General features: G+C 41.4%; 22 protein-coding genes and 1 tRNA gene. 16 read left to right on the top strand and 7 right to left on the bottom strand.

The window, feature by feature from the left end:
* Positions 1-55 precede the first annotated feature (55 nt).
* Complete coding sequence (locus tag AC5YCD_RS01230) at positions 56-406, top strand: hypothetical protein (protein ID WP_496128302.1); 351 nt, start codon at positions 56-58, stop codon at positions 404-406.
* A 37-nt stretch (positions 407-443) separates the two neighbouring features.
* Here AC5YCD_RS01230 and AC5YCD_RS01225 read toward each other — a convergent pair whose 3' ends face one another.
* Together AC5YCD_RS01225 and AC5YCD_RS01220 are read right to left on the bottom strand one after the other, a co-directional pair.
* Entirely contained in the window at positions 444-656 is a 213-nt protein-coding gene (locus AC5YCD_RS01225; RefSeq protein WP_496128301.1) for a hypothetical protein, read from the bottom strand.
* A gap of 374 nt (positions 657-1030) precedes the next feature.
* Positions 1031-1107: transfer RNA gene (locus AC5YCD_RS01220), tRNA-Arg, on the bottom strand.
* Between the two features lie 178 nt (positions 1108-1285).
* Between AC5YCD_RS01220 and AC5YCD_RS01215 the strand changes: the two genes are divergently transcribed.
* The 8 genes from AC5YCD_RS01215 (at position 1286) to AC5YCD_RS01180 (ending at position 8140) form a co-directional block, all read left to right on the top strand.
* Positions 1286-2221 carry an ABC transporter ATP-binding protein gene (locus AC5YCD_RS01215; RefSeq protein ID WP_496128300.1) on the top strand — a complete coding sequence of 312 codons (936 nt, stop codon included), beginning with the start codon at positions 1286-1288 and terminating at the stop codon, positions 2219-2221.
* On the top strand, positions 2218-2991 hold the full coding sequence (locus AC5YCD_RS01210) for an ABC transporter permease (protein WP_496128299.1): 774 nt from the start codon (positions 2218-2220) through the stop codon (positions 2989-2991). The genes AC5YCD_RS01215 and AC5YCD_RS01210 overlap by 4 nt, the downstream gene beginning before the upstream one ends.
* A complete protein-coding gene (queF, locus tag AC5YCD_RS01205; RefSeq protein ID WP_496128298.1) occupies positions 2991-3803 on the top strand; it encodes an NADPH-dependent 7-cyano-7-deazaguanine reductase QueF in 813 nt (270 codons plus the stop codon). Before AC5YCD_RS01210 ends, queF begins: the two co-directional genes overlap by 1 nt.
* 21 nt (positions 3804-3824) lie before the next feature.
* A complete protein-coding gene (locus AC5YCD_RS01200; RefSeq protein WP_496128297.1) occupies positions 3825-4481 on the top strand; it encodes a hypothetical protein in 657 nt (218 codons plus the stop codon).
* A gap of 331 nt (positions 4482-4812) precedes the next feature.
* The gene (mltB, locus tag AC5YCD_RS01195) at positions 4813-5820 is read left to right on the top strand and encodes a lytic murein transglycosylase B (protein WP_496128296.1); all 1008 of its coding nucleotides are present in this window, start codon (positions 4813-4815) and stop codon (positions 5818-5820) included.
* 271 nt (positions 5821-6091) lie between these two features.
* Complete coding sequence (locus tag AC5YCD_RS01190) at positions 6092-6703, top strand: septal ring lytic transglycosylase RlpA family protein (RefSeq protein ID WP_496128295.1); 612 nt, start codon at positions 6092-6094, stop codon at positions 6701-6703.
* 102 nt (positions 6704-6805) lie between these two features.
* Positions 6806-7261 carry an Mpo1 family 2-hydroxy fatty acid dioxygenase gene (locus tag AC5YCD_RS01185; RefSeq protein ID WP_496128294.1) on the top strand — a complete coding sequence of 152 codons (456 nt, stop codon included), beginning with the start codon at positions 6806-6808 and terminating at the stop codon, positions 7259-7261.
* A 213-nt stretch (positions 7262-7474) separates the two neighbouring features.
* Complete coding sequence (locus AC5YCD_RS01180; protein WP_496128293.1) at positions 7475-8140, top strand: hypothetical protein; 666 nt, start codon at positions 7475-7477, stop codon at positions 8138-8140.
* 63 nt (positions 8141-8203) lie between these two features.
* Here AC5YCD_RS01180 and tsf read toward each other — a convergent pair whose 3' ends face one another.
* Both tsf and rpsB read right to left on the bottom strand, forming a co-directional pair.
* Positions 8204-9085, bottom strand: coding sequence for a translation elongation factor Ts (tsf, locus tag AC5YCD_RS01175; protein WP_496128292.1), 882 nt, complete (start codon positions 9083-9085; stop codon positions 8204-8206).
* A 141-nt stretch (positions 9086-9226) separates the two neighbouring features.
* Entirely contained in the window at positions 9227-9976 is a 750-nt protein-coding gene (gene rpsB, locus AC5YCD_RS01170) for a 30S ribosomal protein S2 (protein ID WP_496128290.1), read from the bottom strand.
* A 212-nt stretch (positions 9977-10188) separates the two neighbouring features.
* Here rpsB and map point away from each other — a divergent pair, with 212 nt between their 5' ends.
* From map to chrA, 5 genes are all read left to right on the top strand, one after another.
* Positions 10189-11013, top strand: a complete 825-nt coding sequence (gene map / locus AC5YCD_RS01165) for a type I methionyl aminopeptidase (protein ID WP_496128289.1) — start codon at positions 10189-10191, stop codon at positions 11011-11013.
* Between the two features lie 137 nt (positions 11014-11150).
* Complete coding sequence (locus tag AC5YCD_RS01160; RefSeq protein WP_496128288.1) at positions 11151-12362, top strand: MFS transporter; 1212 nt, start codon at positions 11151-11153, stop codon at positions 12360-12362.
* Entirely contained in the window at positions 12355-12489 is a 135-nt protein-coding gene (locus AC5YCD_RS01155; protein ID WP_496128287.1) for a hypothetical protein, read from the top strand. Before AC5YCD_RS01160 ends, AC5YCD_RS01155 begins: the two co-directional genes overlap by 8 nt.
* Positions 12490-12676: 187 nt before the next feature.
* On the top strand, positions 12677-13630 hold the full coding sequence (locus tag AC5YCD_RS01150) for a TauD/TfdA dioxygenase family protein (protein ID WP_496128286.1): 954 nt from the start codon (positions 12677-12679) through the stop codon (positions 13628-13630).
* A 183-nt stretch (positions 13631-13813) separates the two neighbouring features.
* The gene (chrA, locus tag AC5YCD_RS01145) at positions 13814-14998 is read left to right on the top strand and encodes a chromate efflux transporter (protein WP_496128285.1); all 1185 of its coding nucleotides are present in this window, start codon (positions 13814-13816) and stop codon (positions 14996-14998) included.
* Between the two features lie 316 nt (positions 14999-15314).
* On the opposite strand, the gene sthA is transcribed toward chrA, so the two are convergent.
* Positions 15315-16730 (bottom strand): Si-specific NAD(P)(+) transhydrogenase, encoded by a 1416-nt coding sequence (sthA, locus tag AC5YCD_RS01140; protein ID WP_496128284.1) that lies wholly within the window; start codon positions 16728-16730, stop codon positions 15315-15317.
* 212 nt (positions 16731-16942) lie between these two features.
* On the opposite strand from sthA, the gene lipA reads away from it, so the two are divergent.
* Both lipA and AC5YCD_RS01130 read left to right on the top strand, forming a co-directional pair.
* Positions 16943-17956 (top strand): lipoyl synthase, encoded by a 1014-nt coding sequence (gene lipA / locus AC5YCD_RS01135; protein ID WP_496128283.1) that lies wholly within the window; start codon positions 16943-16945, stop codon positions 17954-17956.
* A gap of 170 nt (positions 17957-18126) precedes the next feature.
* Complete coding sequence (locus AC5YCD_RS01130; protein ID WP_496128282.1) at positions 18127-19359, top strand: acetamidase/formamidase family protein; 1233 nt, start codon at positions 18127-18129, stop codon at positions 19357-19359.
* Between the two features lie 55 nt (positions 19360-19414).
* Here AC5YCD_RS01130 and AC5YCD_RS01125 read toward each other — a convergent pair whose 3' ends face one another.
* Both AC5YCD_RS01125 and AC5YCD_RS01120 read right to left on the bottom strand, forming a co-directional pair.
* Positions 19415-19600, bottom strand: coding sequence for a hypothetical protein (locus tag AC5YCD_RS01125; protein WP_496128281.1), 186 nt, complete (start codon positions 19598-19600; stop codon positions 19415-19417).
* Complete coding sequence (locus AC5YCD_RS01120; protein WP_496128280.1) at positions 19597-21306, bottom strand: FAD-dependent monooxygenase; 1710 nt, start codon at positions 21304-21306, stop codon at positions 19597-19599. Before AC5YCD_RS01120 ends, AC5YCD_RS01125 begins: the two co-directional genes overlap by 4 nt.
* Between the last annotated feature and the right edge of the window lie 2 nt (positions 21307-21308).

Genomic DNA, 21308 nt, shown 5'->3' with positions numbered 1-21308 from the left:
ATAACGCGACATACAGCATTTTTCATATAGTCATCCTTTTCGCTGGACACATCTAATGCGTAATTATCTTGTCTTTGATGCTTGTGATAATCCAATGTATTTAAGTAAAGTCGGCAATTGGGTGATTACCTTTTTAAGTCCTAAAGAGCAAATACAACAGATTGAATTGGCGATTACCTATGTCTTACCACGCCAGCTCAGCGAAGCCTTACAACCCCGACGGGTGATTATTCAAAGTTCAGGTAATCGCGAACAATGGTTAATTCAACAAATCGAATGTTATAACAGCCAAAATATGCAAGAAATTTCTGTCACGAGCGACGATGCAATTGGCCAACAAGCGCTAAACCAAATCATTGAAGAGTTTGCCAAATATGACGTTGATGTACGTCTAGTGCAAGCTTAGCCCTTCAGTATAAAAAGCCCACCTCAGTGGGCTTTTTTTATTCATCGACAATACGATAAATATTCGGGGACAAATCACTACTAAATAGGAACTCAATGCTAGGCAACAACAATTCATTACCCACCACCACATGCTCAACATGGCGCGCAATATTGGCAGCATGACATGGTTCAGGAATTGTTTTTAAAAAGGCGCTGGCCAAATGGCGCTGATCAAATTGATCTTGTAATGTAATTTGTAGCATAGGCATCGGTCATGCTCCGAAAATATAGTGTTTAAAATTAAACAAAACATCGCCATTAATTTTTATTTATGCCTGCATCACTGCAAAAGGGAATATTAAAAAAGCCCGCGGAGCGGGCTCTGTGTTGGAAGGCTAGTGCTGATTTATTGTCTAGTGGCATACCTAAAGTATGTACTTGAGACTCAACGAGCTGTCATTGATCCGTCCAACTAAGAAGTAGCGTCTTAACGACCTACTGTAAGTTGACTATAAAACTGAATGTTTGGCTTGGCAAGTATGCTTAACATTTAAGCAAAAATCATCATACAGATTCTAAATTGAAGCTTTATTTAAATTATGAGTACAACTCAAGGTACCTACAACAGAGGCGAGAGAGAAAATGGTGCGCTTGGCGGGGATCGAACCCACGGCCTCAGGCTTCGGAAACCTGCACTCTATCCAACTGAGCTACAAGCGCGCGTGCACATCATAGCAAAAAAATACACAAGGTAAAGCAACTCTCTCAATATTCTTGCTTTTTATGTCTATGCTTTAAACAATGTTCTGTATTTGCAATGCTAAATTCTGTTGCTGGTGCTTGGTTTCATCGTTCTTATCGCTCACAATACGCACATTATTTCGTATATGAGAATTTCATGACTGATGCTTTGACGTTAAGAGACTTGTCCAAAACCTATCGCAACGGTTTTCAAGCGTTAAAAGGGATTAATCTAGATGTGCCTGAAGGTGAATTTTATGCACTCCTTGGCCCCAACGGTGCAGGCAAATCGACAACCATCAGTATTATTAGCTCCTTAACCAAAAAAACTGGTGGTACGGTAGAAATTTTTGGTCATAATTTAGAAACTCACCCTTCACATGCCAAACAGAACTTGGGTGTGGTACCGCAAGAATTCAACTTCGGCCATTTTGAAAAAACCTTTGATATTTTAGTCACCCAAGCCGGCTATTACGGTATTGCCAAAAAAGTGGCTGAACAACGTGCTGAAATGTACCTTGAAAAATTAGGTCTTTGGGATAAACGTAATACCCAAGCACGTATGCTCTCGGGGGGAATGAAGCGTCGTTTAATGATTGCACGTGCCATAATGCATGAGCCTAAACTGCTGATTTTGGATGAACCTACTGCAGGTGTCGACATTGAGCTGCGTCGCTCGATGTGGGAGTTTTTAAACGAAGCCAACAGCCAAGGCACATCAATTATTTTAACCACGCACTATTTAGAAGAAGCTGAAATGTTATGTCGTCGTATTGCGATTATTGATCGTGGTGTGATTAAAGAAGATACCAGCATGAAAAGCTTTTTGAATCAGCTCAATGAAGAATCGTTTGTTTTTGATTTAGCTGAACCCATTAGCGCGCCGCAAATTGAAATTATTGGCGTACGATTTAACTTAATTGATCCTGTCACTTTAGAAGTGACTTTAGATAAAGCCCATAGCATGAATGACTTGTTTGAGTTACTGCAAGCTCAAGGCATTTTAGTTCGTAGTATGCGTAATAAATCCAATCGTCTGGAAGAGCTGTTTGTGAAAATGGTGGAAAAAAATCTCGCTGAGGATGCCCAATGAACTTTAACCAACTCAGTATCGCCTTCTTCACCTTATTAAGAAAAGAAATTCGTCGCTTTATGCGTATTTGGCCGCAAACTTTACTACCACCTGCCATTACCATGAGTCTGTATTTCGTGATCTTTGGTAATTTAGTGGGTTCACGTATTGGTGATATGGGCGGCTTTAGCTATATGCAGTTTATTGTGCCTGGCTTAATTATGATGGCGGTGATTACCAACAGTTATGCCAACGTTTCTTCTAGTTTCTTTAGTGCCAAGTTCCAAAAAAGCATTGAAGAATTGATCATGAGCCCAATTCCACTGCACCTGATTTTATGGGGTTATGTGTTAGGCGGGGTCTGCCGCGGTTTATTGGTTGCGGTGATTGTGACTGCCATGAGTCTATTCTTTACCGACCTGTATATTAGCAATTGGTTTGTGACCATTTATACGGTGCTCATTACATCGCTATTATTTGCATTAGGTGGCTTCATTAATGCAGTATATGCCAAATCGTTTGATGATATTTCGATTATCCCAACCTTTGTCCTCACCCCTTTAACTTATTTAGGCGGTGTGTTTTACGCCATTAGCGCGCTTAGCCCATTTTGGCAAAACTTATCTTTAATTAATCCTGTTGTATACATGGTCAATGCCTTCCGTTTTGGTATTTTGGGGCATAGTGATGTCAATGTTGGCATTTCTTTAACCATTATTACCTTATGCTGTGCAGGCTTATATGCAACAGCTTACTATTTACTTTCTCGTGGTTCAGGAATGCGTGAATAATGAGTGTAGAACAATCTCTCTTGGGTAAAGACACCCAATACCCAACCCAATATCAACCTGATATTTTGTTTCCAATTGCCCGCGAAACTGCACGTGAAAAATACGCGCATGTGGCTGGAATTCGTCAAGGTCAGGATTGGTGGCATGTGTTTGAAATTTCTTGGCTTAATCCCAATGGTGTGCCGCAAGTGGCCATTGGTCGCTTAACTCTCCCTGCGACGTCTCCTAACTTAATTGAGTCAAAATCATTAAAGCTCTACTTTAATAGTATGAACTTCACGACTTTTGCATCTCAAGCTGAGTTTAAAGCCACAGTCGAACAAGATTTATCCAAGGCTGCAGGTGCAGCCGTTGGTATTGATCTGTTTCATGTTGATGAACTCGAGATAACTAAGCCACAAGGGATTTGTATAGATCAGGAACAACCCACGCGCTTAGAACACCATCCCGATGCGACTCTTTTAGCATTCGATGCCAGTGAGGAAGAAGTTGAACTGAGCTTATACTCACATCTGCTGCGCAGTAACTGCCCTGTCACCGGTCAGCCTGACTGGGGAACAGTATTTATCCGTTATCAAGGTCGCAAAATTTGCCAAGCCAGTTTATTGGCCTACATTATTTCTTATCGTCAGCATAATGGCTTTCATGAGCAATGTGTGGAGCAAATTTATGCGGATATTTGGCAAAATTTAAGCCCCAATAAACTTATGGTGTATGCAACCTACACCCGTCGTGGTGGTTTAGACATTAATCCATGTCGTGCCTCTCATGCAGATTGGTTGGTGAGCCCAATTCGTCTTGCGCGTCAATAAATACACGCTGAGGTTTTTGTAATGGCGAAGTTTGGCTTTCTTCCATCAACTGAATTACTTGAGACCATGCACTATGGTTTAAGAGTTAAAAATTCAGGTGAGGCATTAACCCCTATTCGTAATGAAATTGCACTTAGCATCAATGAGGAAATCTTAACCATTTTACTGATTGATTTGATGAAGCAATTCCCGAGTAGCGATAAAAGTGAAACCGGCTTAAAACTGGCACGATATTTAAAAGCCAGTGTGGTGACCTTACTTCAGTCTATCTGGAGTGATGCCCCCAACAAAATTGCAAAAACCTCAATTGAGTTTTATGGGCAAAGCTTATTTAAATCGGCAGATCAACAATATCGAGTCGGTTTTAGTTTAGACCCACGCTTATTCACCAATTTGCAGCAGAGCTTGGTGCACATTCAAGCCGGCGAACGTGTTCATCAAGCAGCGCTAGCTGAAACCTACAAGCAATGGGCCGAAGCAATCGTGCGGCATTTTTTAACCAATTTTAGTCAAACCCTAGAGTTAGACATGTTAAAAGCCAAAACCCTTGATAGTGCAAGCAGTACACTTTTAAAAGCCATCTATATTGCGCTTGATAAAATCATTATGAATTTAAACCGTAATGAGTTGAAACTACTGGCCAATTATCATCTCCTGCTATTACATTCCAAATCATAAAACACCAGCTTCGGCTGGTTTTTTTATAGGCCTTATATGTGCCACTCTGTGGGCACTAGCATATTGTGGTTCTGGCACATCCAGTGGGATCAAGCAATGTAGTCGAGATAATATAATCTGCCTTAGGGTTCTGATTTTTATTTAATTTTAAATCACGTACAATAAGGTGATCCTGCAATAAGAAGTTGGTTTTGTAAGCTTTTGTATTGGTTTTTGTGTTGTCTATGGACGGTAATGCTATGTTAAGCCCGTGCAAGACACCCTCTAATAACCAATTTTGTTTTGGATGATCTTGCACTTCCTTTCCAGTAGTCAGTTTTTGGACTTTAACATGACGTTAAAATTTCGTTTCAATCAAAAATTACAAAGCTTAGCGCTGATAGGTGCAGCCTTGTCACTCACCAGTTTGAGTAGCCAAGCCAACGACTTTCAAGCGCATCCTGAATATGCCAGCTTTAAACAAAAAACCATGCGTAGTTATGGTCTCAGTGAGCAGCAAATTGATTGGGCTATGAATGGCAGCCGTAATCGTCCTAATATTATCGAAATCATGAATCGTCCAGGTGAAAGTAAACCTTGGTATAGCTATAAAACCAACTTTTTAGCTGAAAGCACCATTGCCCGCGGAGTGCGTTTTAAACAGCAATATGCAGATACTTTAAATCGTGCTGAGCAACAGTTTGGTGTCCCACAGTCAATTATCTTGGGCATTTTAGGGGTAGAGACCGGTTATGGGGCCAATAAAGGCAATTTAATGACCCGTGATGCCCTTGCTACCCTTGCCTTTGGCTACCCCCGCCGTGCTGCGTATTTCCAAGATGAGCTCGGGGCTTTAATTGCATTTAGCTATAAAGAAGGCGTCGCAACCAGTTCTATTCAGGGTTCATATGCCGGTGCCATTGGATATCCACAATTTATGCCAAGCAATATTCCAAAATTTGGTGTTGATTACGATGGCAATGGTCATATTGATTTACGCGATTCTGCTGTAGATGCCATTGGCTCGATTGCAAATTACCTCGCTCAACATGGTTGGCAGCGTAATCAACCGATTGCTTTTGCCGCACGCTATAGTGGTCAGACACCAGATCAAGTCATTGCCAAAGATTTAACTCAGCCAACACCGTATGGTGTGCTCAAAAATCAAGGCATTGCACCGCTTAACCCCTTGGTACGCATTGATAATTTAGATTTAGTCAATGTGATTCAATTACAGGAAAATTATGGCCCGAGCTATTACATCACTTACCCAAATTTCCAAGTGATTACCACCTACAACAAGAGCCGTATGTATGCCACTGCTGTATGGCAATTAGGCAATGAAGTAGCTAGTCGTTAAGACTAGCTTTAATTCATAGCAAAAAAGTCAACAATTTTTTTGATCATTTTGCGCAAAATATCGGCATTTTAAATAAATTGTTACAATATTGTATAATTATTAACCATAAAAACCGCTTTTTTCGTAATTTTTCTCATTATTTTGGTATCAGCTCTAGACACTTTGTAGAGCGCATGAATATTATCCTTGCTGTCAAATGTAGTTGCAAACATGAATTTATCACCAGATTTGCCCGCCTCTACACTGGCAAATTATTGATATAGGAGTTTTTATGCATTCATCGTTTAAATATATTTTAGCCCTCAGTAGTATCTTCGTCCTGAGTCAATCACAAGCAGATATGGTTCAATCATCATCACTAAAAAATGATCCAGATACCACTCGTTTAGCGGCACGTGTACTCAATAAAGAAGCTCAAGACTTCAATCATCATTTTTCTAATTTAAATAGCCTTTCAATCACTGAGCGTTCAGGTGACCAAGTTCGTCGTCAAACCATCGCTGCTAAAATTGATATTCCTGCTGAAGAGCCTTCAGTGATTGAAAAGTTAAATACTGTGGCATCTAACACTGTACGTAAGTTTAGCCAAACAGGTATGGCGTCTTGGTATGGTCGTCAATTCCATGGTCGCAAAACAGCGAGCGGCGAAACTTTTGATATGAATGCTTTAACTGCAGCACACCGTAGTTTACCACTGAACTGTTATATCCGCGTGACCAACAAAACTAATGGTAAGAGCGTGATTGTGAAAGTGAATGACCGTGGCCCATTCCATGGTAATCGTGTACTAGATTTATCTTATGGTGCAGCCAAGCAACTGGGAATTACCAGTGCAGGTGTAGGCAAAGTCAGCATTGAGCGTGTCGATGGTCCTAACTCTTAATCAGTGTTGCTGCTACATTTGATCGAAAAAAGCCACAGTTATTGTGGCTTTTTTATTTTGGTCAGTGCTATGTTATTCAATCTCTGATGACAGGAAGTCAGTATGCGCACATTACAAGATTGGTTTTCCGAATATAACCAAAGCCACCAAAATCCTTTCAATAAAAAAATCCATTGGCTCTGCGTACCTAGTATCTATTTTGCCATCGTGGCGATTGTGGCTCACTTTAGTTGGCTATTGGCTTGTGTACTTTTAGTATTAAGCTTTATGTTTTATGCTCGTTTAGATGTGGTTTTGGCTTGTGCCATGGCTGTGCTTAATTTAGTCATCGTTGTCTTAATTCATCGCCTACCTTTCGGATTAGCGGTTTATATGACTGTGTTTATTTTGGCATGGATTGGACAGTTTTATGGTCATCAGGTAGAAGGTAAAAAACCATCTTTTTTTAAAGACCTCCAATTCCTCCTGATTGGCCCTATTTGGTGCCTTGACACTTTTCTAGGCAAAGCTAGCTTTAAATGGAAAACACGTCAAAAATCGCAAATGGTGCACATTTAGGGCGTGTTATCGGTTTTCACAACCAAAGTGAACCATTTGATAGGGAAATTAAAGTTAATTCGCTCTTTTTAGGCTTAAATTTAGCTCCATAACTTTAAAAACTCGACTTAAGCTCACCATAGGTGTTTGCACTTATACGCCGTACCGATGGGTTGCTGCTTTATTATGCAAAATCTTCTATAGTAGAGACTGCCCTCCTCACCATTTTGTACTATGCACCCAAGTCAATTACTCCGCGATTTACTCATCTATATTTTTCCTAAACTTCAGCCGCATGATTTCCCACAAATTGATGTGCACGAAAGTAGTGATGCATGGTTTGAAACATGGTTGAGTGAATATCCTATTGCGCACGAATATGTGATTGATTGTGATTACCGCGATTGGGCCAATGCCTTTGATCTCAAATTAAATTTTTTATCTGTGTTGGAAAAGCCAATTGACATTGATCAAACTTTAGATGAAGTTTACGATTTTTTTGAGCAATTACATGAAGAAGAACAAGCCTTCTCTGATTTTATCGAACAAGAAACAATACCCTCTGACAATGCTGTAGATGAACTGATCTTGCTACAATATGATGAAGATCTTGAATTAGACCAAGTAGAGTCTTTTTATTTTGAACCAAGCGATGATGTTTTAGAATTGACTGTGGTGATTGTTGAGAATTTACTCAATACAATCTTACGCAATGGTTTTAATGTGATTGCGATTATGCATCCGCATAAGTTCCAATTTATTTTAAGCCATGCACAACCAAGTGCTTTACAAGATTTAACGTTTTTATTTGAAGAGGCTTATTCTGTACCACAAGTACGTCTATTTTTAAGTGATGATTATAGTCATCATCAATTTGCGCATTTAGTGGGTAAACTTTAACACCCTATATAAAAAAAGCCCCAAAATTTGGGGCTTTTTTTAACTTTTACCTAAAGGTAAAAATTATTGCGCAGCAGCCGCCGCTTGAGCAGCAGCAACTTCGTCAGCGAAGCTCATTTCTGCTTTCTTCTCAATACCTTCACCTACTTCGAAGCGAACGAATTGAGCAACTGTAGTACCTGTTGATTTAAGTACGTCAGCAACTTTCTTGTCGTTGTCGATTACGTACATTTGGTTCTCAAGTACAACTTCGTTTAAGTACTTTTGAACTGAACCAGTCACCATTTTTTCAACGATGTTAGCAGGCTTACCAGATTCAATTGCTTTTGCTTCAGCAATTTCTTTCTCTTTCGCGATAAGCTCAGCAGATACGTCAGCTTCAGTTACAGCAACTGGGTTGAACGCAGCAACGTGCATTGCAATACCTTTACCAGTCGCAGCATCACCAGCGAATGCAACTACAACACCGATTTTTAAACCGTGTTTGTAAACTGCAAGGTTGTCGCCTTCAACGATTGTTGCGCGACGAACTTGGATGTTTTCACCGATTTTTTGAACAAGTGCAATACGCGCTTCTTCAACAGTTGAACCATCTTCAAGTTTAAGTTCAGCGATTTGAGCAGCTTCAGTTACGTTTGCAGCAAGGGCAGCCGCAGCAACTTTCGCAGAGAAACCAGCAAAGTTTTCGTCTTTAGCAACGAAGTCAGTTTGGCAGTTCACTTCTAAAAGAAGCGCTTTGTTGCCTTCTTGAGCAATGGTGATCGCGCCATCAGCCGCAATGTTACCTGCTTTTTTAGCCGCTTTTGCTTGACCTGATTTACGAAGGTTGTCAATTGCAAGCTCAATGTCGCCACCAGCTTCAGTTAACGCTTTTTTGCATTCCATCATTGCAAGACCAGTACGATCACGCAATTCTTTTACCATGCTTGCAGTAATAGCAGTCATGTGAATCTCCTAAATTCGGTAGAAAATGTATTCTTGTTTGGAACAGAAACGGCCCAGAGGATACTCATGGGCCGTCTGCATACATAACGCTTACTATGCCACCATCACATGTCGCAAAAATGACAAGCTCGCGTCAACGCATTAAGCCTCTGGAGCTTCTTTAACGTCTTCAGCTTTTGCTTGCGCATTTGCTTGAGTTTGAGCGTATTCTTTACCAGCAAGGATCGCGTCAGCCATAGCAGAAGCATAAAGTGTTACTGCACGGATCGCATCATCGTTACCCGGAATAACGTAGTCTACGTTGTCTGGGTTAGAGTTTGTATCAACGATACCGATTACAGGAATACCAAGGTTTTTAGCTTCTTTGATTGCAATTGCTTCGTGATCAACGTCGATTACGAATAATGCGTCAGGTAAACCACCCATGTTTTTAACGCCGCCTAAAGCGCGTTCAAGTTTTTCCATCTCACGAGTACGCTCTAAAGCTTCACGTTTAGTCAGCTTAGCGAAAGTACCGTCAGTAGATTGAGTTTGAAGGTCTTTTAAACGGTTGATCGATTGACGTAAAGTTTTCCAGTTCGTCAACATACCACCTAACCAACGGTGATCAACGTATGGTTGACCAGCGCGTTGCGCTTGTTCACGGATGATTGCAGAAGCAGCACGTTTAGTACCAACGAACAAAACTTTGTTCTTTTTGCTAGCCAAGTTGTTAGCAAAGTTCAACGCATCATTTAACGCAGGAACAGTGTGCTCAAGGTTGATAATGTGAATTTTGTTACGCGCGCCAAAGATGTAGTCGCGCATTTTTGGGTTCCAAAAACGTGTTTGGTGACCAAAGTGTGCGCCTGCTTGAAGAAGGTCGCGCATGCTTACGTTGTAATCTGCCATTTTCTTTTACCTTAAAGATTTGGGTTAGGCCTCCATATATCCGCATTCTCCACCTTTAAAAAAGGCACCCAGAGAAATGTGTCGATATATGTGCGGATTTTAGTGCCCCATCGCACAAAGCTCGTGAAAGAGATTCACGAAAAAGCATTTGATAAAATGGGCGGCTATTTATACCATAGTCACATACAAATTTCCAAAAGTTTTTGAAGATCATGAACAGTACTTATGAAGCTCCACGTCGTTTAATCAAATCTGCTGAAGATATCGAAAAGATGCGTGTAGCAGGACGACTTGCAGCAGAAGTCTTGGATATGATCAAACCGCATATTGTTCCGGGTGTAACGACCTTAGAACTTGATACGATTTGTCATGATTATATCGTGAATAAACAAGACGCTATTCCTGCATGCTTAGGCTATGGTGCAGCACCGGGTCGCCCAGCATTCCAACATGTGATCTGTACCTCAGTGAATCATGTGGTGTGTCACGGGATTCCGTCTGAAGCGAAAAAACTGAAAAAAGGCGATATCTTAAATATTGACGTGACTGTGATTAAAGATGGTTTTCACGGCGATACCAACATGATGTATATCGTGGGTGAAGAAACCTCTATTTTAGCCAATCGTTTATGTAAAGTCGCGCAAGAAGCGATGTATCGTGGTATGGCAGTGGTGAAACCGGGTGCAACAATGGGTGACATCGGTCATGCCATTCAACAATATGTCGAATCTGAGCGTTTTAGCGTGGTGCGTGAGTATTGCGGTCACGGGATTGGCGAAGTGTTCCATGATGAGCCACAAGTATTGCACTATGGTCAACCGAATACTGGTATGATTTTAGAAGAAGGCATGACCTTTACCATTGAACCCATGGTCAACGCGGGTGATTGGAAAACCAAATTGCTGGGCGATAAATGGACTGTTGTGACCAAAGACCATAGTTTATCTGCGCAATATGAACATACATTATTGGTAACAAAAACTGGCGTAGAAGTACTCACTGCACGTCCTGAAGAAGATTTATCACGTTTTAACTAAGTAATACCGTGATCTGAAAGCCACCTACGGGTGGCTTTTTTTATATAACTAAAACAAAAAATCCACCGAACTTAAAGTTATCGTTGCCACATTTTGAATGGTTTAACATAAGCACACACCAAAAATAGGGATGTTGTATGTCAGACACGCGCTTTTCTCAACCACTCATTTATATGCTGATTGGCAGTGCCATTATTTTGGCCTTGTCTCTTGGGATTCGGCATGCATTTGGTTTGTATTTGGTGCCCATGAGTCACGAATTTGGTTGGGGGCATAATGTCTTTAGCTTAGCCATTGCCCTACAAAACTTAATTTGGGGTGCTGTACAACCCATTACCGGTGCTTTTGCCGATAAATACGGCTCTAAAGTGGTGGTGATGGTGGGCGGGGTGTTATATGCCTTAGGTTTAGGTCTGATGGCCATGAGTTCAACCGGCTTATTGCTGAATCTCAGTGCAGGTTTGATCTTAGGTTTAGCTTTATCGGCAACCTCATTCCCTGTTTTACTCTCGGCTGTAGGGCGTGCCGCACATCCCTCTAAACGAAGTTTAGCCATGGGCATTGCCAGTGCCGCAGGTTCATTTGGTCAGTTTATTATGCTGCCTACTACCTTGCTGCTATTACAAAGTTTTGGTTGGAAAAGTGCCTTATTGATTAGTGCAATTTTGGTAGCACTGTTAGTTCCATTGGCATGGACGCTTAAAGCCCCCATGTATGTCGATCCGAATGCCGCGCCCTCTACAAAACCCGCCTTAAGCTTTAAACAGATTTTAACGATTGCCAAAAACCATAAACCGTTTTGGTTTTTATCCTTAGGCTTTTTTGTCTGTGGTTTTCAGGTGGTGTTTATTGGCATTCACTTACCCGGTTATTTAATTGATCATGGTTTTAACGCAACTACAGGTACAGTGTTTCTTGCATTAGTGGGTTTATTTAATATTGTCGGTACCTATACTGCTGGCTGGCTCGGGGGCAAATACTCCAAACCCCATTTGCTGATGGGTTTGTATGGTCTACGCGGTATCGCCATGATTTTATTCTTGCTATTACCACTCACTACTTGGAGCGTATACGCCTTTGGCGTGGTGATGGGACTCCTGTGGTTATCCACTGTTCCACTCACCAACGGTATTGTAGCCAATATGTTTGGCGTTAAATATTTAACCATGCTCAGCGGTTTGGTATTCTTTACCCATCAAGTCGGTTCATTCTTAGGCGGTTGGCTCGGTGGCCTCAACCATGACATGACGGGCAATTACAATGTGGTGTGGATTTTATCCATCTTACTGAGTATTTTTGGAGTGTTAGTACACTTCATGGTCAATGAAAAGGCGGTGGTACATGACTGAATATTCTTGGCAACTCAAACTGTTTTTAAGCTTGATCCTACTGTTGCTGCTAGCCCTCTCTATTGGCTTATGGATGCAAACCCCACAGTTATTTGAGTATTTTAACCAAGCCTTTTGCGCCCACTAGTGTGGTTTTTTAAACATGCTATACAGCAGAAAATCTAACTTAGAGCGTACAAAACACTAAAAGATAGAAAAACAATAATTTAAGTTATTTTCTGCTGTTTTTCATAAACTTAGATATTTTTATGATTTTGTCTTTGCCTCTGTTCATCTTAAGTTAATCCCAAGCAATAAAAAACTTAGGAATAAATATGACTGCACTCACCCAACTTTCTCAAGCCATTTTTGATGCACCACATTGGCATCAATCAGAGCAATTACAAAACGATCACGACATTGAAATCCGTCCCATTCAAGGTGCATTAGGTGCAGAAGTTTGGGGCTTAGATGCAGCCAAAGCACAAAGCGGAGCAACCATTTTTCGTTTAAAACAAGCCTTGGCCGAGCATTCGATTTTAATTTTTAAAGGTCAAACTTTAGATGATGCACAGTATTTAGCATTTGCCAGTTATTTTGGCGCGATTTTCCGCCCAAGTGCCGACAACCCTGTATTAGCCACCCAAGAAGACACAGGTACACCGCCTGATGTCATTCCTGTATCCAATGCGGTAGGACAAGGTGATTATACTGGTCATGGCGAATTGGCAGCACATGCCGACCATCAATGGACGCCACAACCCTCTTTTGGTTCATTACTGTATGCCATTGAACTGCCACAAGATGGTGGACAAACCGCATGGTATAACACCATTCAAGCCTATGATGCGCTAGATGATGCAACCAAAGCACATATTAATGGTTTGCAATTGATCACCTATAACCCTTTTGTCCGCGCAAACAATAATAAAGGTCAAAATGGTTATGGCAATACGCCTTTATATCGCTTTAAAGATCAACCCACGGTTGGCTATGGCTATGCGCATCCTTTAGTGCGTACCCATCCTGAAACAGGACGCAAAGCGCTGTGGCTCAATGAACGCTCTGAAGTAGCATTGGTCAATTATGATGATCAAGCAGGCAGTAAACTGATTGCCCAATTACGTGCGCATCTCCTTAAACCTGAGTTTCGTTATGAACACAATTGGCAGCAAGGCGATATTGTGTTTTGGGACAATCAAGTGACGCTACATTCGCGTAAACCTTTTCCAAGTGAGCAACGTCGTTTATTAAAACGCATTAGCTTAGCCGGCAGTCGCCCATTTTAATTCACTCCCAACGAATAAAAATAAACAATAAAAATAAGTATCTCTTTTACAGCGAATGAGTATGCCTAAGGCATACTCTTTTTTTATCTGTCACTTGAACGACATGCTTTTGATTTAGAATCGTTGATTTTCTGCAATCGAATGACTTTGCTCAACACATTTAACAAGGATGGAGATAGGTGCATGCAACTTAGCTATGGGCAAATTTTTTGGCTATTTTTACAACTTGGTTGCATCGCTTTTGGTGGTCCGGCTGCACATTTAGTCTTATTTTATCAGCGCTTGGTAAAAGACTTAGGCTATATTTCCGAGCAGCAATATAGTGAGGTTTTGGCTTTAGCACAAATTCTGCCTGGACCAACCAGTAGTCAAGTGGGTATTGGTCTGGGCTATAGATTAAAAGGTTATGGTGGCGCAGTGTGTGCTTGGTTAGGATTCACCCTACCGTCGATGTTGATCATGACCTTGGCAGCCATCATCGGTGTAAAGATCAGCCCTTATTTGTCGGGTGAGTTTTTTCATGTCATTCAACTATTGGTATTTGCTGTAGTGATTTGGGCCTTTTGGCAAATGCTGCGCAGTTTTTGTCAGCGCGGTTGGCAATACATCATTATGCTCATCGCCACAGGTTTGTTATATGTGTTACCACATAGTGTCAGTCAGATTATCGTGATTGTCATGGGAGCTATGGCAGGAATGTATTACGCCAGCAATGGTCCAAACTCCCCTGTGATACAGACCTCTTTGCCACCTAAGCAGCAATCTGTCGCTCGCTTGTTTTTGCTGCTATTTGGTCTGCCCTTTGTTATGGTTGCGCTTTTACAGCACGTTAACCCCAATATTTGGCTCGGAAGCTTTATGGCTTTATATCGTACCGCTTCTTTAGTGTTTGGTGGCGGGCATATTATTTTGCCGTTATTACAACAAGAATTTGTCGCAACGGGTGTATTAGCACAAGCACAGTTTGACCTAGGCTATGCCTTGGCACAGCTCATGCCTGGCCCTTTATTTAGTTTTGCCAGTTATTTAGGTGCGTTACTGCCCTTAACATCATCCGCTTTATTGAATGCTGTATTTGCTACAGTGGTCATTTTTTTACCGTCTTTTTTACTGATGTTTGGCTTACTGCCTTTTTGGTCAAAGCTTATGCAAAAGCCACGTTTATTTGCAGCATTGGTGGGTATTAATGCCGCAGTGGTGGGATTATTGTTGTATTTAGTATTAGAGATGGGACAAAAATATCTTAGCTCCGTTTGGGATGTCATTTTTGTGATTGTGCTGATTGCATTATTACGCAGTAAACTGCCAATTTGGCTCAGCTTAATCGGTAGTTTTGCCGCTTATTATGCTGTTTTAACACTCCTGTAAAAATAAAAAAGCCCTAAGCAAAATGACGGCTTTTTTGGATTATTGGAAATAGCTTTTTATTTGCGCCATATTTTTATCTTATGCTAAAACAATACGCGCTTACTGCAAATTAAAATAAGCTACCCAGTAGCTTTATCTTTTTGCGACACATAATCTGCACTTATACGCGTCGAAGCAACCACTAGAATATTCTGCTGCACTTATCAGATACTCACCCGTGCTAAGAATTGATTTTAGCAATCTCTATTCAAAAATAGTCGAGGCATAAAAAAACCGCAAGCCAAAACTTACGGTTTTTTTATTTTAAATCAAAAACTTAGAATAAACGATTCATGCCGTTTAAAGTTGCCACACGATAGGCTTCCGCCATAGTTGGATAGTTAAATGTGGTTTCTACAAAATACTTAATAGTATTGTTTGGGCTATTCATCACTGCTTGACCAATATGAATAATTTCTGATGCGTTATTACCAAAGCAATGTACACCTAAAATTTCTAAAGTATCACGATGGAACAATAACTTAAGCTCACCGACGGTATCACCGGTAATTTGCGCACGCGCCAAATGACGGAAAGACGCTTGACCCACTTCGTATGGAATCTTCTCTTCAGTCAGCTGCTGCTCAGTCTTACCAATCGATGAAATTTCAGGAATGGTATAAATACCCGTTGGAATATCAGTGACTGGCTTAATGCCTTCTTCACCGCTCATATTACCGCCTGCTGAACGACCTTGGTCATAGGCAGCAGATGCAAGAGATGGCCAACCAATCACATCACCTGCAGCAAAGATATTCTCAACTTCAGTTTGATATTCATCATTTACGGTAATTTGACCACGGCTGTTTGGGGTAATGCCCACGTTTTCTAAGCCTAAACCATCGGTATTGCCTGAACGGCCGTTACACCACAAAATCGCATCAGCTTTAATTTTCTTACCACTTTGTAAGTGTAAAACCACATGATCATCAAAGGTTTCTAAATGATCAATCTGCTCATTGTGACGAATCAAGACACCTTGTTCACGTAAGTGATAAGACAATGCATCTGAAATTTCGTCATCTAGATAGCTCAGTAATTTAGGTTGAGTATTAATTAAATCCACTTTATGGTCTAAACCAATAAAGATAGAAGCATATTCACAGCCAATTACACCCGCGCCATAAATAATGATTTTTTGGATTGAATAATCTAGATCCAAGATTTTATCCGAATCAAACACACGTGGATGATTAAAATCAAGCGCCGCTGGACGATACGGACGCGAACCTGTTGCCACGACAATTTGTTGGCAAATAATGGTTTCAGTAATGCCTTCAGGACTAAAAATCAGCACCGTGTTTTTATCTTGAATATAGGCACGGCCATGGAAGATATCAATTTTATTACGATCGTAGAATCGGGAGTGAGTTTCTACTTGTTGCTGAATCACTTTATGTGCACTTTGCAACACTTGTTTCATCGTAAATTGACGCCAGTCACCCATTTTTTTAAACATTGGGTCACGGCGATAACGAATAATGTTCGATACCGTTTGACGTAAGGCTTTACTCGGAATGGTACCCACATGGGTACAGTTACCGCCTAATTGCTCACGCAGATCTACAATTGCAACACGCTTACCAGATTTAGCAAGTTTCATTGCCGCGCCTTCGCCCGCAGGGCCCGAACCGAGAACAACCGCATCATATTTTACGAAAGTCCCACTAACGACCTCTTTCTTACGTGGCATTCAACGCTCCTTCAAAATTCAATTTTGTCGTTTATCTTAAAGATATTATGACCGAAAGAGAATGCTTTTGCTGTATTTAGTCATCATATATTAACCAATAACAACATTTCTAAATTGAATACTGTTTTTACCCCATTTATGGGCAACTTGGTTATAATGGCGCATTGTGATTGAAATATCTCCCCCGTTAAAAAACAGTGGAAAAATTGAATATGTCTGAAAACCGTAAACCTGAACAGGGTGTTAAACTTCGTGGCGCAGAGAAAGTCGCGCGTATTCCTGTAAAAGTTGTTCCTACGGTTGAAACCCCACGTAAGCCGGATTGGATTCGCGTAAAAATGGCGGCACCAGAAGAAGTGCAACGCATTAAAACCACCTTACGTGCGCAAAAATTACATACAGTATGTGAAGAAGCCGCTTGTCCGAACTTACCTGAGTGTTTTGGCGGTGGTACAGCAACCTTTATGATTATGGGTGACATTTGTACCCGTCGTTGCCCATTTTGTGATGTGGCACACGGTCGTCCTAATGCGCTTGACCCAGATGAACCTCGTCATATGGCAGAAACCATTGCCAACTTAGGTCTGAAATATGCAGTCATTACTTCGGTTGACCGTGATGACTTATTAGACGGCGGTGCACAACATTTTGTGGACTGTATTAGAGAAGCGCGTGCGTTAAGCCCGAAAACTTTACTTGAAATTTTAGTGCCTGATTTCCGTGGTCGTATGGATGTAGCGTTACGTATTATGACGGAATGTCCGCCAGATGTATTTAACCACAACATCGAAACTGTACCGCGTCTATATAAAGCCATGCGTCCGGGTTCAGATTACCAACACTCTTTAAACCTTTTAAAAATGTTTAAAGAATATTGCCCAGATGTACCAACCAAATGTGGTTTGATGGTCGGTATTGGTGAAACGGAAGAAGAAGTCATTGCTCTGCTTGATGATTTACACGCACACGGTGTGGATTACGTGACCATTGGTCAGTACCTACAACCATCAAAACAGCATGCGCCAATTGACCGCTTTGTAACGCCTGAAGAGTTTGAGCGTTATACTGCACATGGCCAAAAGCTGGGCTTTAAAAATATTTGGGCAGCGCCAATGGTACGTTCAAGCTACTTTGCTGACCGTCAATACTACGGTGAGCCAGTACCAGCAGTACGTCGTAAAGCCGATCCTGCGAAAAAAATTGATGTTCAAGTCATTGAAGCGTAATACTTCAATGTGTTTAAAAGCCCTCTGTTGAGGGCTTTTTTATGCTTGAACATTTTAAAGTAGCCATATTTTAGTGCACTTTTCTTGTATATTTAGACCAGAAGGTCAAAAAACCTTGGCATAATCTTTGCTCAGTTCTCATGATCTTTTTCTGATTTTTAGGACACTTTATGTCGGGTTTTAAACTTAAATTGCTTTCATTGGCTTTAGTCACAGGGCTTACAAGCCCAATCAGCTTTGCAGAAGACTTCACGATCTTAAAGCAAATCCATTCAACCCCGACTCAACTTAACACTGGTGCCCATCAAGGGCATTATTATGTTCCATCCACTTTAGACACCATTACGTGGGGCTATTTACCTAATCGTGATGCAAAAGCAGTACTCACCGTAGATTCAGGCAGTACAGTAGTTTTTGATACCGTCTCACATGAAGGTTTATTAGAAGACCAAGGTCGTGATGCGAAAAAATATTTCCAAGCACAAGGGGTTAAAGCCGCACATATTTTGCCAGAAGCCATGCTGATTACGCAGTCCAAGCTTCAACATGATTTTCACAAAGATGGCCCGCATATTGTGACAGGTCCGGTAGCTATTCGTGGCGCGATGCCAGGCGATGTGCTCAAAGTTGAAGTCTTAAATGTAGAGCCGCGTGTGCCTTATGGCGTGATTTCTAATCGGCATGGTAAAGGGGCTTTAGTGGGTGAGTTTCCTCAAAAAGCCCAACAAGCCAATCCTTCTGCGCAGCATCCTGAGCGTTATGGCAATGTCTCTGTCTTCACCCCAATTGAGAAAAATGCACAAGGTGACTATGAAGGCGTGATTAAAACCACAAGTGGTGCTGCCATTCGTTTTCCACTTGCACCTTTTATGGGCTTAATGGGGGTGGCTGCCAATACTAGCGCGCCTGTGCATTCGGTTCCACCTGCCCTGTATGGTGGCAATATTGATATTAATGAACTGGGTAAAGGTGCAACCGTTTACTATCCGGTACAAGTGAAAGATGCGCTGTTTTATACCGGTGATGGTCATTTTGCCCAAGGTGATGGCGAGGTTTCCCTTACAGCACTTGAAGGCTCAACGCGTGCTACGCTGAAATTAACCTTGATTAAAGCAGGTCAAGCCAATATTCCCGGTAGAACTATCACCCAGCCATTGGCTGAAAACGCACAGTTTTGGATTACGCCCGGTTTAGATGAAGACCTTGATGAAGCCATGAAAAAATCAACTCGTGAAGCCATTCGTTTTTTAAATCAAGAATATGGCATTGAAGAGCATATTGCTTATGCGTATCTAAGTGCAGCCACTGATTTTGAAGTGTCACAAGTGGTGGATAAAACCAAAGGCGTGCATGCCATGATCCGAAAAGCAGATTTCAAAGAATTTAAAGGCAAAAGCCAATAACGTGTAACACTTTAAAAAAAAGCCCGTTTACACGGGCTTTTTTAAATATTTATCCTTAATCTTCAAACACTTTGGCTTGATTGATTAACTGTACAAATAAGTTGCCATCTTGGATTTGATTGGCACTTAACAAAGCAAGTTTCACTAAAAATAACTCACGTTTATCTTCAGCAATCGCATCAATGCTCTCTGCTAAATGGTCATAGACTTTTTCGAGTTCTGGAATTGAGATATTGCTCATGCTGCTGCTCCTGCTGGCGCCATGATAAATTGATTTAAAGTTTCAGTAATCGCGTTGTCACGGTAGTTGATCCAACGACCATTGATGTGATGCCCCGGACGCACCAAGTACACAGCACCTGCCGCGGCAAAGAAACGTTCTGCAGCAATTTGCGCCGAAATAGTTAAGTTGACATCTGCCTCTGCAATGCTAGCCGCATCAATATTTAAAGCCAACAATTGTGCAGGCACACCACGCTTTTTAAGTGCTGCTACTTCTGCCACTAAACCTTCAGCCACTTGACCGTTTTCAGTCAGCGCAATCACACTAAATTTACCGCTAATTGAATCATATAAGAATGAACCATCGGCAAATTTCACATTTGGAATTAAAGCACCATTTTCTGTGATTTCATTCATTAACGCGTTATCGTCATTTTTACTGTTCAAAGGCGAATGCGTGTAGGCATGTGGACGCGAGGTACGCCAGTGGTACAGCGGACGCACAAACTCATGTTGTAAAGATAACGACAACACAGCGTTACGTAATAAGCGGAAACCATGTGATGGCGGTGCCATAAAACGGGTTGATTTACCCGCTTCAGCGATGATTTCACGCGCAGCGCCTACACGATCAAAGGTATAGCTTTGTAAAAGTTTTTCAGGTGCCCAACCATTCACCACCGCAGCAAGTTTCCATGCTAAATCTTGTGCATCTTGGAAACCGGTATTGGCACCACGTACCCCAAAGATTGGCAATAAATGTGCTGCATCACCAACAAACATAATTCGGTTATGCACATAGTTGTCTAAGGTTAAAGCACGCGCTGAATAGACTGTGCTCCAATCCATTTCCCACTCTAAATGATCTTGACCAATCATTTTTAATTGATCATTCACCGCTTTGCTCAGATTTTCAGGTTTTAGTGCCTCTTCAGGGGCAATACTTGGATCTAACTGATAGTCAAAACGCCAAATATTATCTGGCTCACGATGCATTAAAATCGTGTTACCCGGATTCCAATCAGGTGAGAAGAACGCTAAACGCTCGGTTGGATAATCCAATTTAATACGGATATCAGCAATCACGAAACGACCTTCGTAGCTGGCACCTTCCATCCACAGTTTCATGCTTTCACGAATTGGTGAACGCCCCCCATCCGCTGCTACCACCCAATTTGAGAGATGACGGTACTCGCCTTCAGGAGTATGAACAGTTAAGGTTACTTGCTCATTGTCTTGGCTTTGCGCCACAACTTTGTTGCCCCAGCACACTTCAATATTGTCATCCTCTTGAATGGTTGCTAATAAATAATGTTCTAACCAATTTTGTTGTAAGTTATTCAGTGGATAGAACTGATCATGTTCATTCACAGGCGTTGCCATACGGAAACACACTTGACCTTTATAGATCGAATTACCATGTGTCCAAGGCAATGCACGTTGCATAATTTTATCTGCAGCGCCAGCGGCATTTAAAATTTCCATTGAACGCTTGGTATACACCAAAGCACGGCTACCTTCAGACAATTGCTGTTCAGCTGAAAGTAAGATCACCTTAACACCTTGCTTCGCCAGCAATAATGCAGTGCTCATGCCAATTGGGCCAGCACCCACCACAGTCACGGTTTGTGCATCTGTCACCACATCGCTCTGCCTATGAAAATAGGGATATACTTGGTAGTTGTAGTAAAGCGAATCGCGTGGCTTAGTTTCTGGAAAATGCATCT

The sequence above is a fragment of the Acinetobacter sp. CY05 genome, assembly GCF_059515805.1.
This window is presented reverse-complemented; position numbering and strand designations above follow the sequence as displayed.

Excerpts from the sequence above, each read along its gene's own strand:
- sthA (WP_496128284.1), bottom strand. The coding sequence starts at position 16,730 with ATGCCACGTAAGAAAGAGGTCGTTAGTGGGACTTTCGTAAAATATGAT.
- map (WP_496128289.1), top strand. The coding sequence starts at position 10,189 with ATGAACAGTACTTATGAAGCTCCACGTCGTTTAATCAAATCTGCTGAA.
- AC5YCD_RS01120 (WP_496128280.1), bottom strand. The coding sequence starts at position 21,306 with ATGCATTTTCCAGAAACTAAGCCACGCGATTCGCTTTACTACAACTAC.
- AC5YCD_RS01130 (WP_496128282.1), top strand. The coding sequence starts at position 18,127 with ATGTCGGGTTTTAAACTTAAATTGCTTTCATTGGCTTTAGTCACAGGG.
- AC5YCD_RS01190 (WP_496128295.1), top strand. The coding sequence starts at position 6,092 with ATGCATTCATCGTTTAAATATATTTTAGCCCTCAGTAGTATCTTCGTC.
- AC5YCD_RS01185 (WP_496128294.1), top strand. The coding sequence starts at position 6,806 with ATGCGCACATTACAAGATTGGTTTTCCGAATATAACCAAAGCCACCAA.
- chrA (WP_496128285.1), top strand. The coding sequence starts at position 13,814 with ATGCAACTTAGCTATGGGCAAATTTTTTGGCTATTTTTACAACTTGGT.
- AC5YCD_RS01155 (WP_496128287.1), top strand. The coding sequence starts at position 12,355 with ATGACTGAATATTCTTGGCAACTCAAACTGTTTTTAAGCTTGATCCTA.
- tsf (WP_496128292.1), bottom strand. The coding sequence starts at position 9,085 with ATGACTGCTATTACTGCAAGCATGGTAAAAGAATTGCGTGATCGTACT.
- AC5YCD_RS01230 (WP_496128302.1), top strand. The coding sequence starts at position 56 with ATGCGTAATTATCTTGTCTTTGATGCTTGTGATAATCCAATGTATTTA.
- mltB (WP_496128296.1), top strand. The coding sequence starts at position 4,813 with ATGACGTTAAAATTTCGTTTCAATCAAAAATTACAAAGCTTAGCGCTG.
- lipA (WP_496128283.1), top strand. The coding sequence starts at position 16,943 with ATGTCTGAAAACCGTAAACCTGAACAGGGTGTTAAACTTCGTGGCGCA.
- AC5YCD_RS01125 (WP_496128281.1), bottom strand. The coding sequence starts at position 19,600 with ATGAGCAATATCTCAATTCCAGAACTCGAAAAAGTCTATGACCATTTA.
- queF (WP_496128298.1), top strand. The coding sequence starts at position 2,991 with ATGAGTGTAGAACAATCTCTCTTGGGTAAAGACACCCAATACCCAACC.
- rpsB (WP_496128290.1), bottom strand. The coding sequence starts at position 9,976 with ATGGCAGATTACAACGTAAGCATGCGCGACCTTCTTCAAGCAGGCGCA.
- AC5YCD_RS01180 (WP_496128293.1), top strand. The coding sequence starts at position 7,475 with ATGCACCCAAGTCAATTACTCCGCGATTTACTCATCTATATTTTTCCT.
- AC5YCD_RS01210 (WP_496128299.1), top strand. The coding sequence starts at position 2,218 with ATGAACTTTAACCAACTCAGTATCGCCTTCTTCACCTTATTAAGAAAA.
- AC5YCD_RS01215 (WP_496128300.1), top strand. The coding sequence starts at position 1,286 with ATGACTGATGCTTTGACGTTAAGAGACTTGTCCAAAACCTATCGCAAC.
- AC5YCD_RS01200 (WP_496128297.1), top strand. The coding sequence starts at position 3,825 with ATGGCGAAGTTTGGCTTTCTTCCATCAACTGAATTACTTGAGACCATG.
- AC5YCD_RS01225 (WP_496128301.1), bottom strand. The coding sequence starts at position 656 with ATGCCTATGCTACAAATTACATTACAAGATCAATTTGATCAGCGCCAT.
- AC5YCD_RS01150 (WP_496128286.1), top strand. The coding sequence starts at position 12,677 with ATGACTGCACTCACCCAACTTTCTCAAGCCATTTTTGATGCACCACAT.
- AC5YCD_RS01160 (WP_496128288.1), top strand. The coding sequence starts at position 11,151 with ATGTCAGACACGCGCTTTTCTCAACCACTCATTTATATGCTGATTGGC.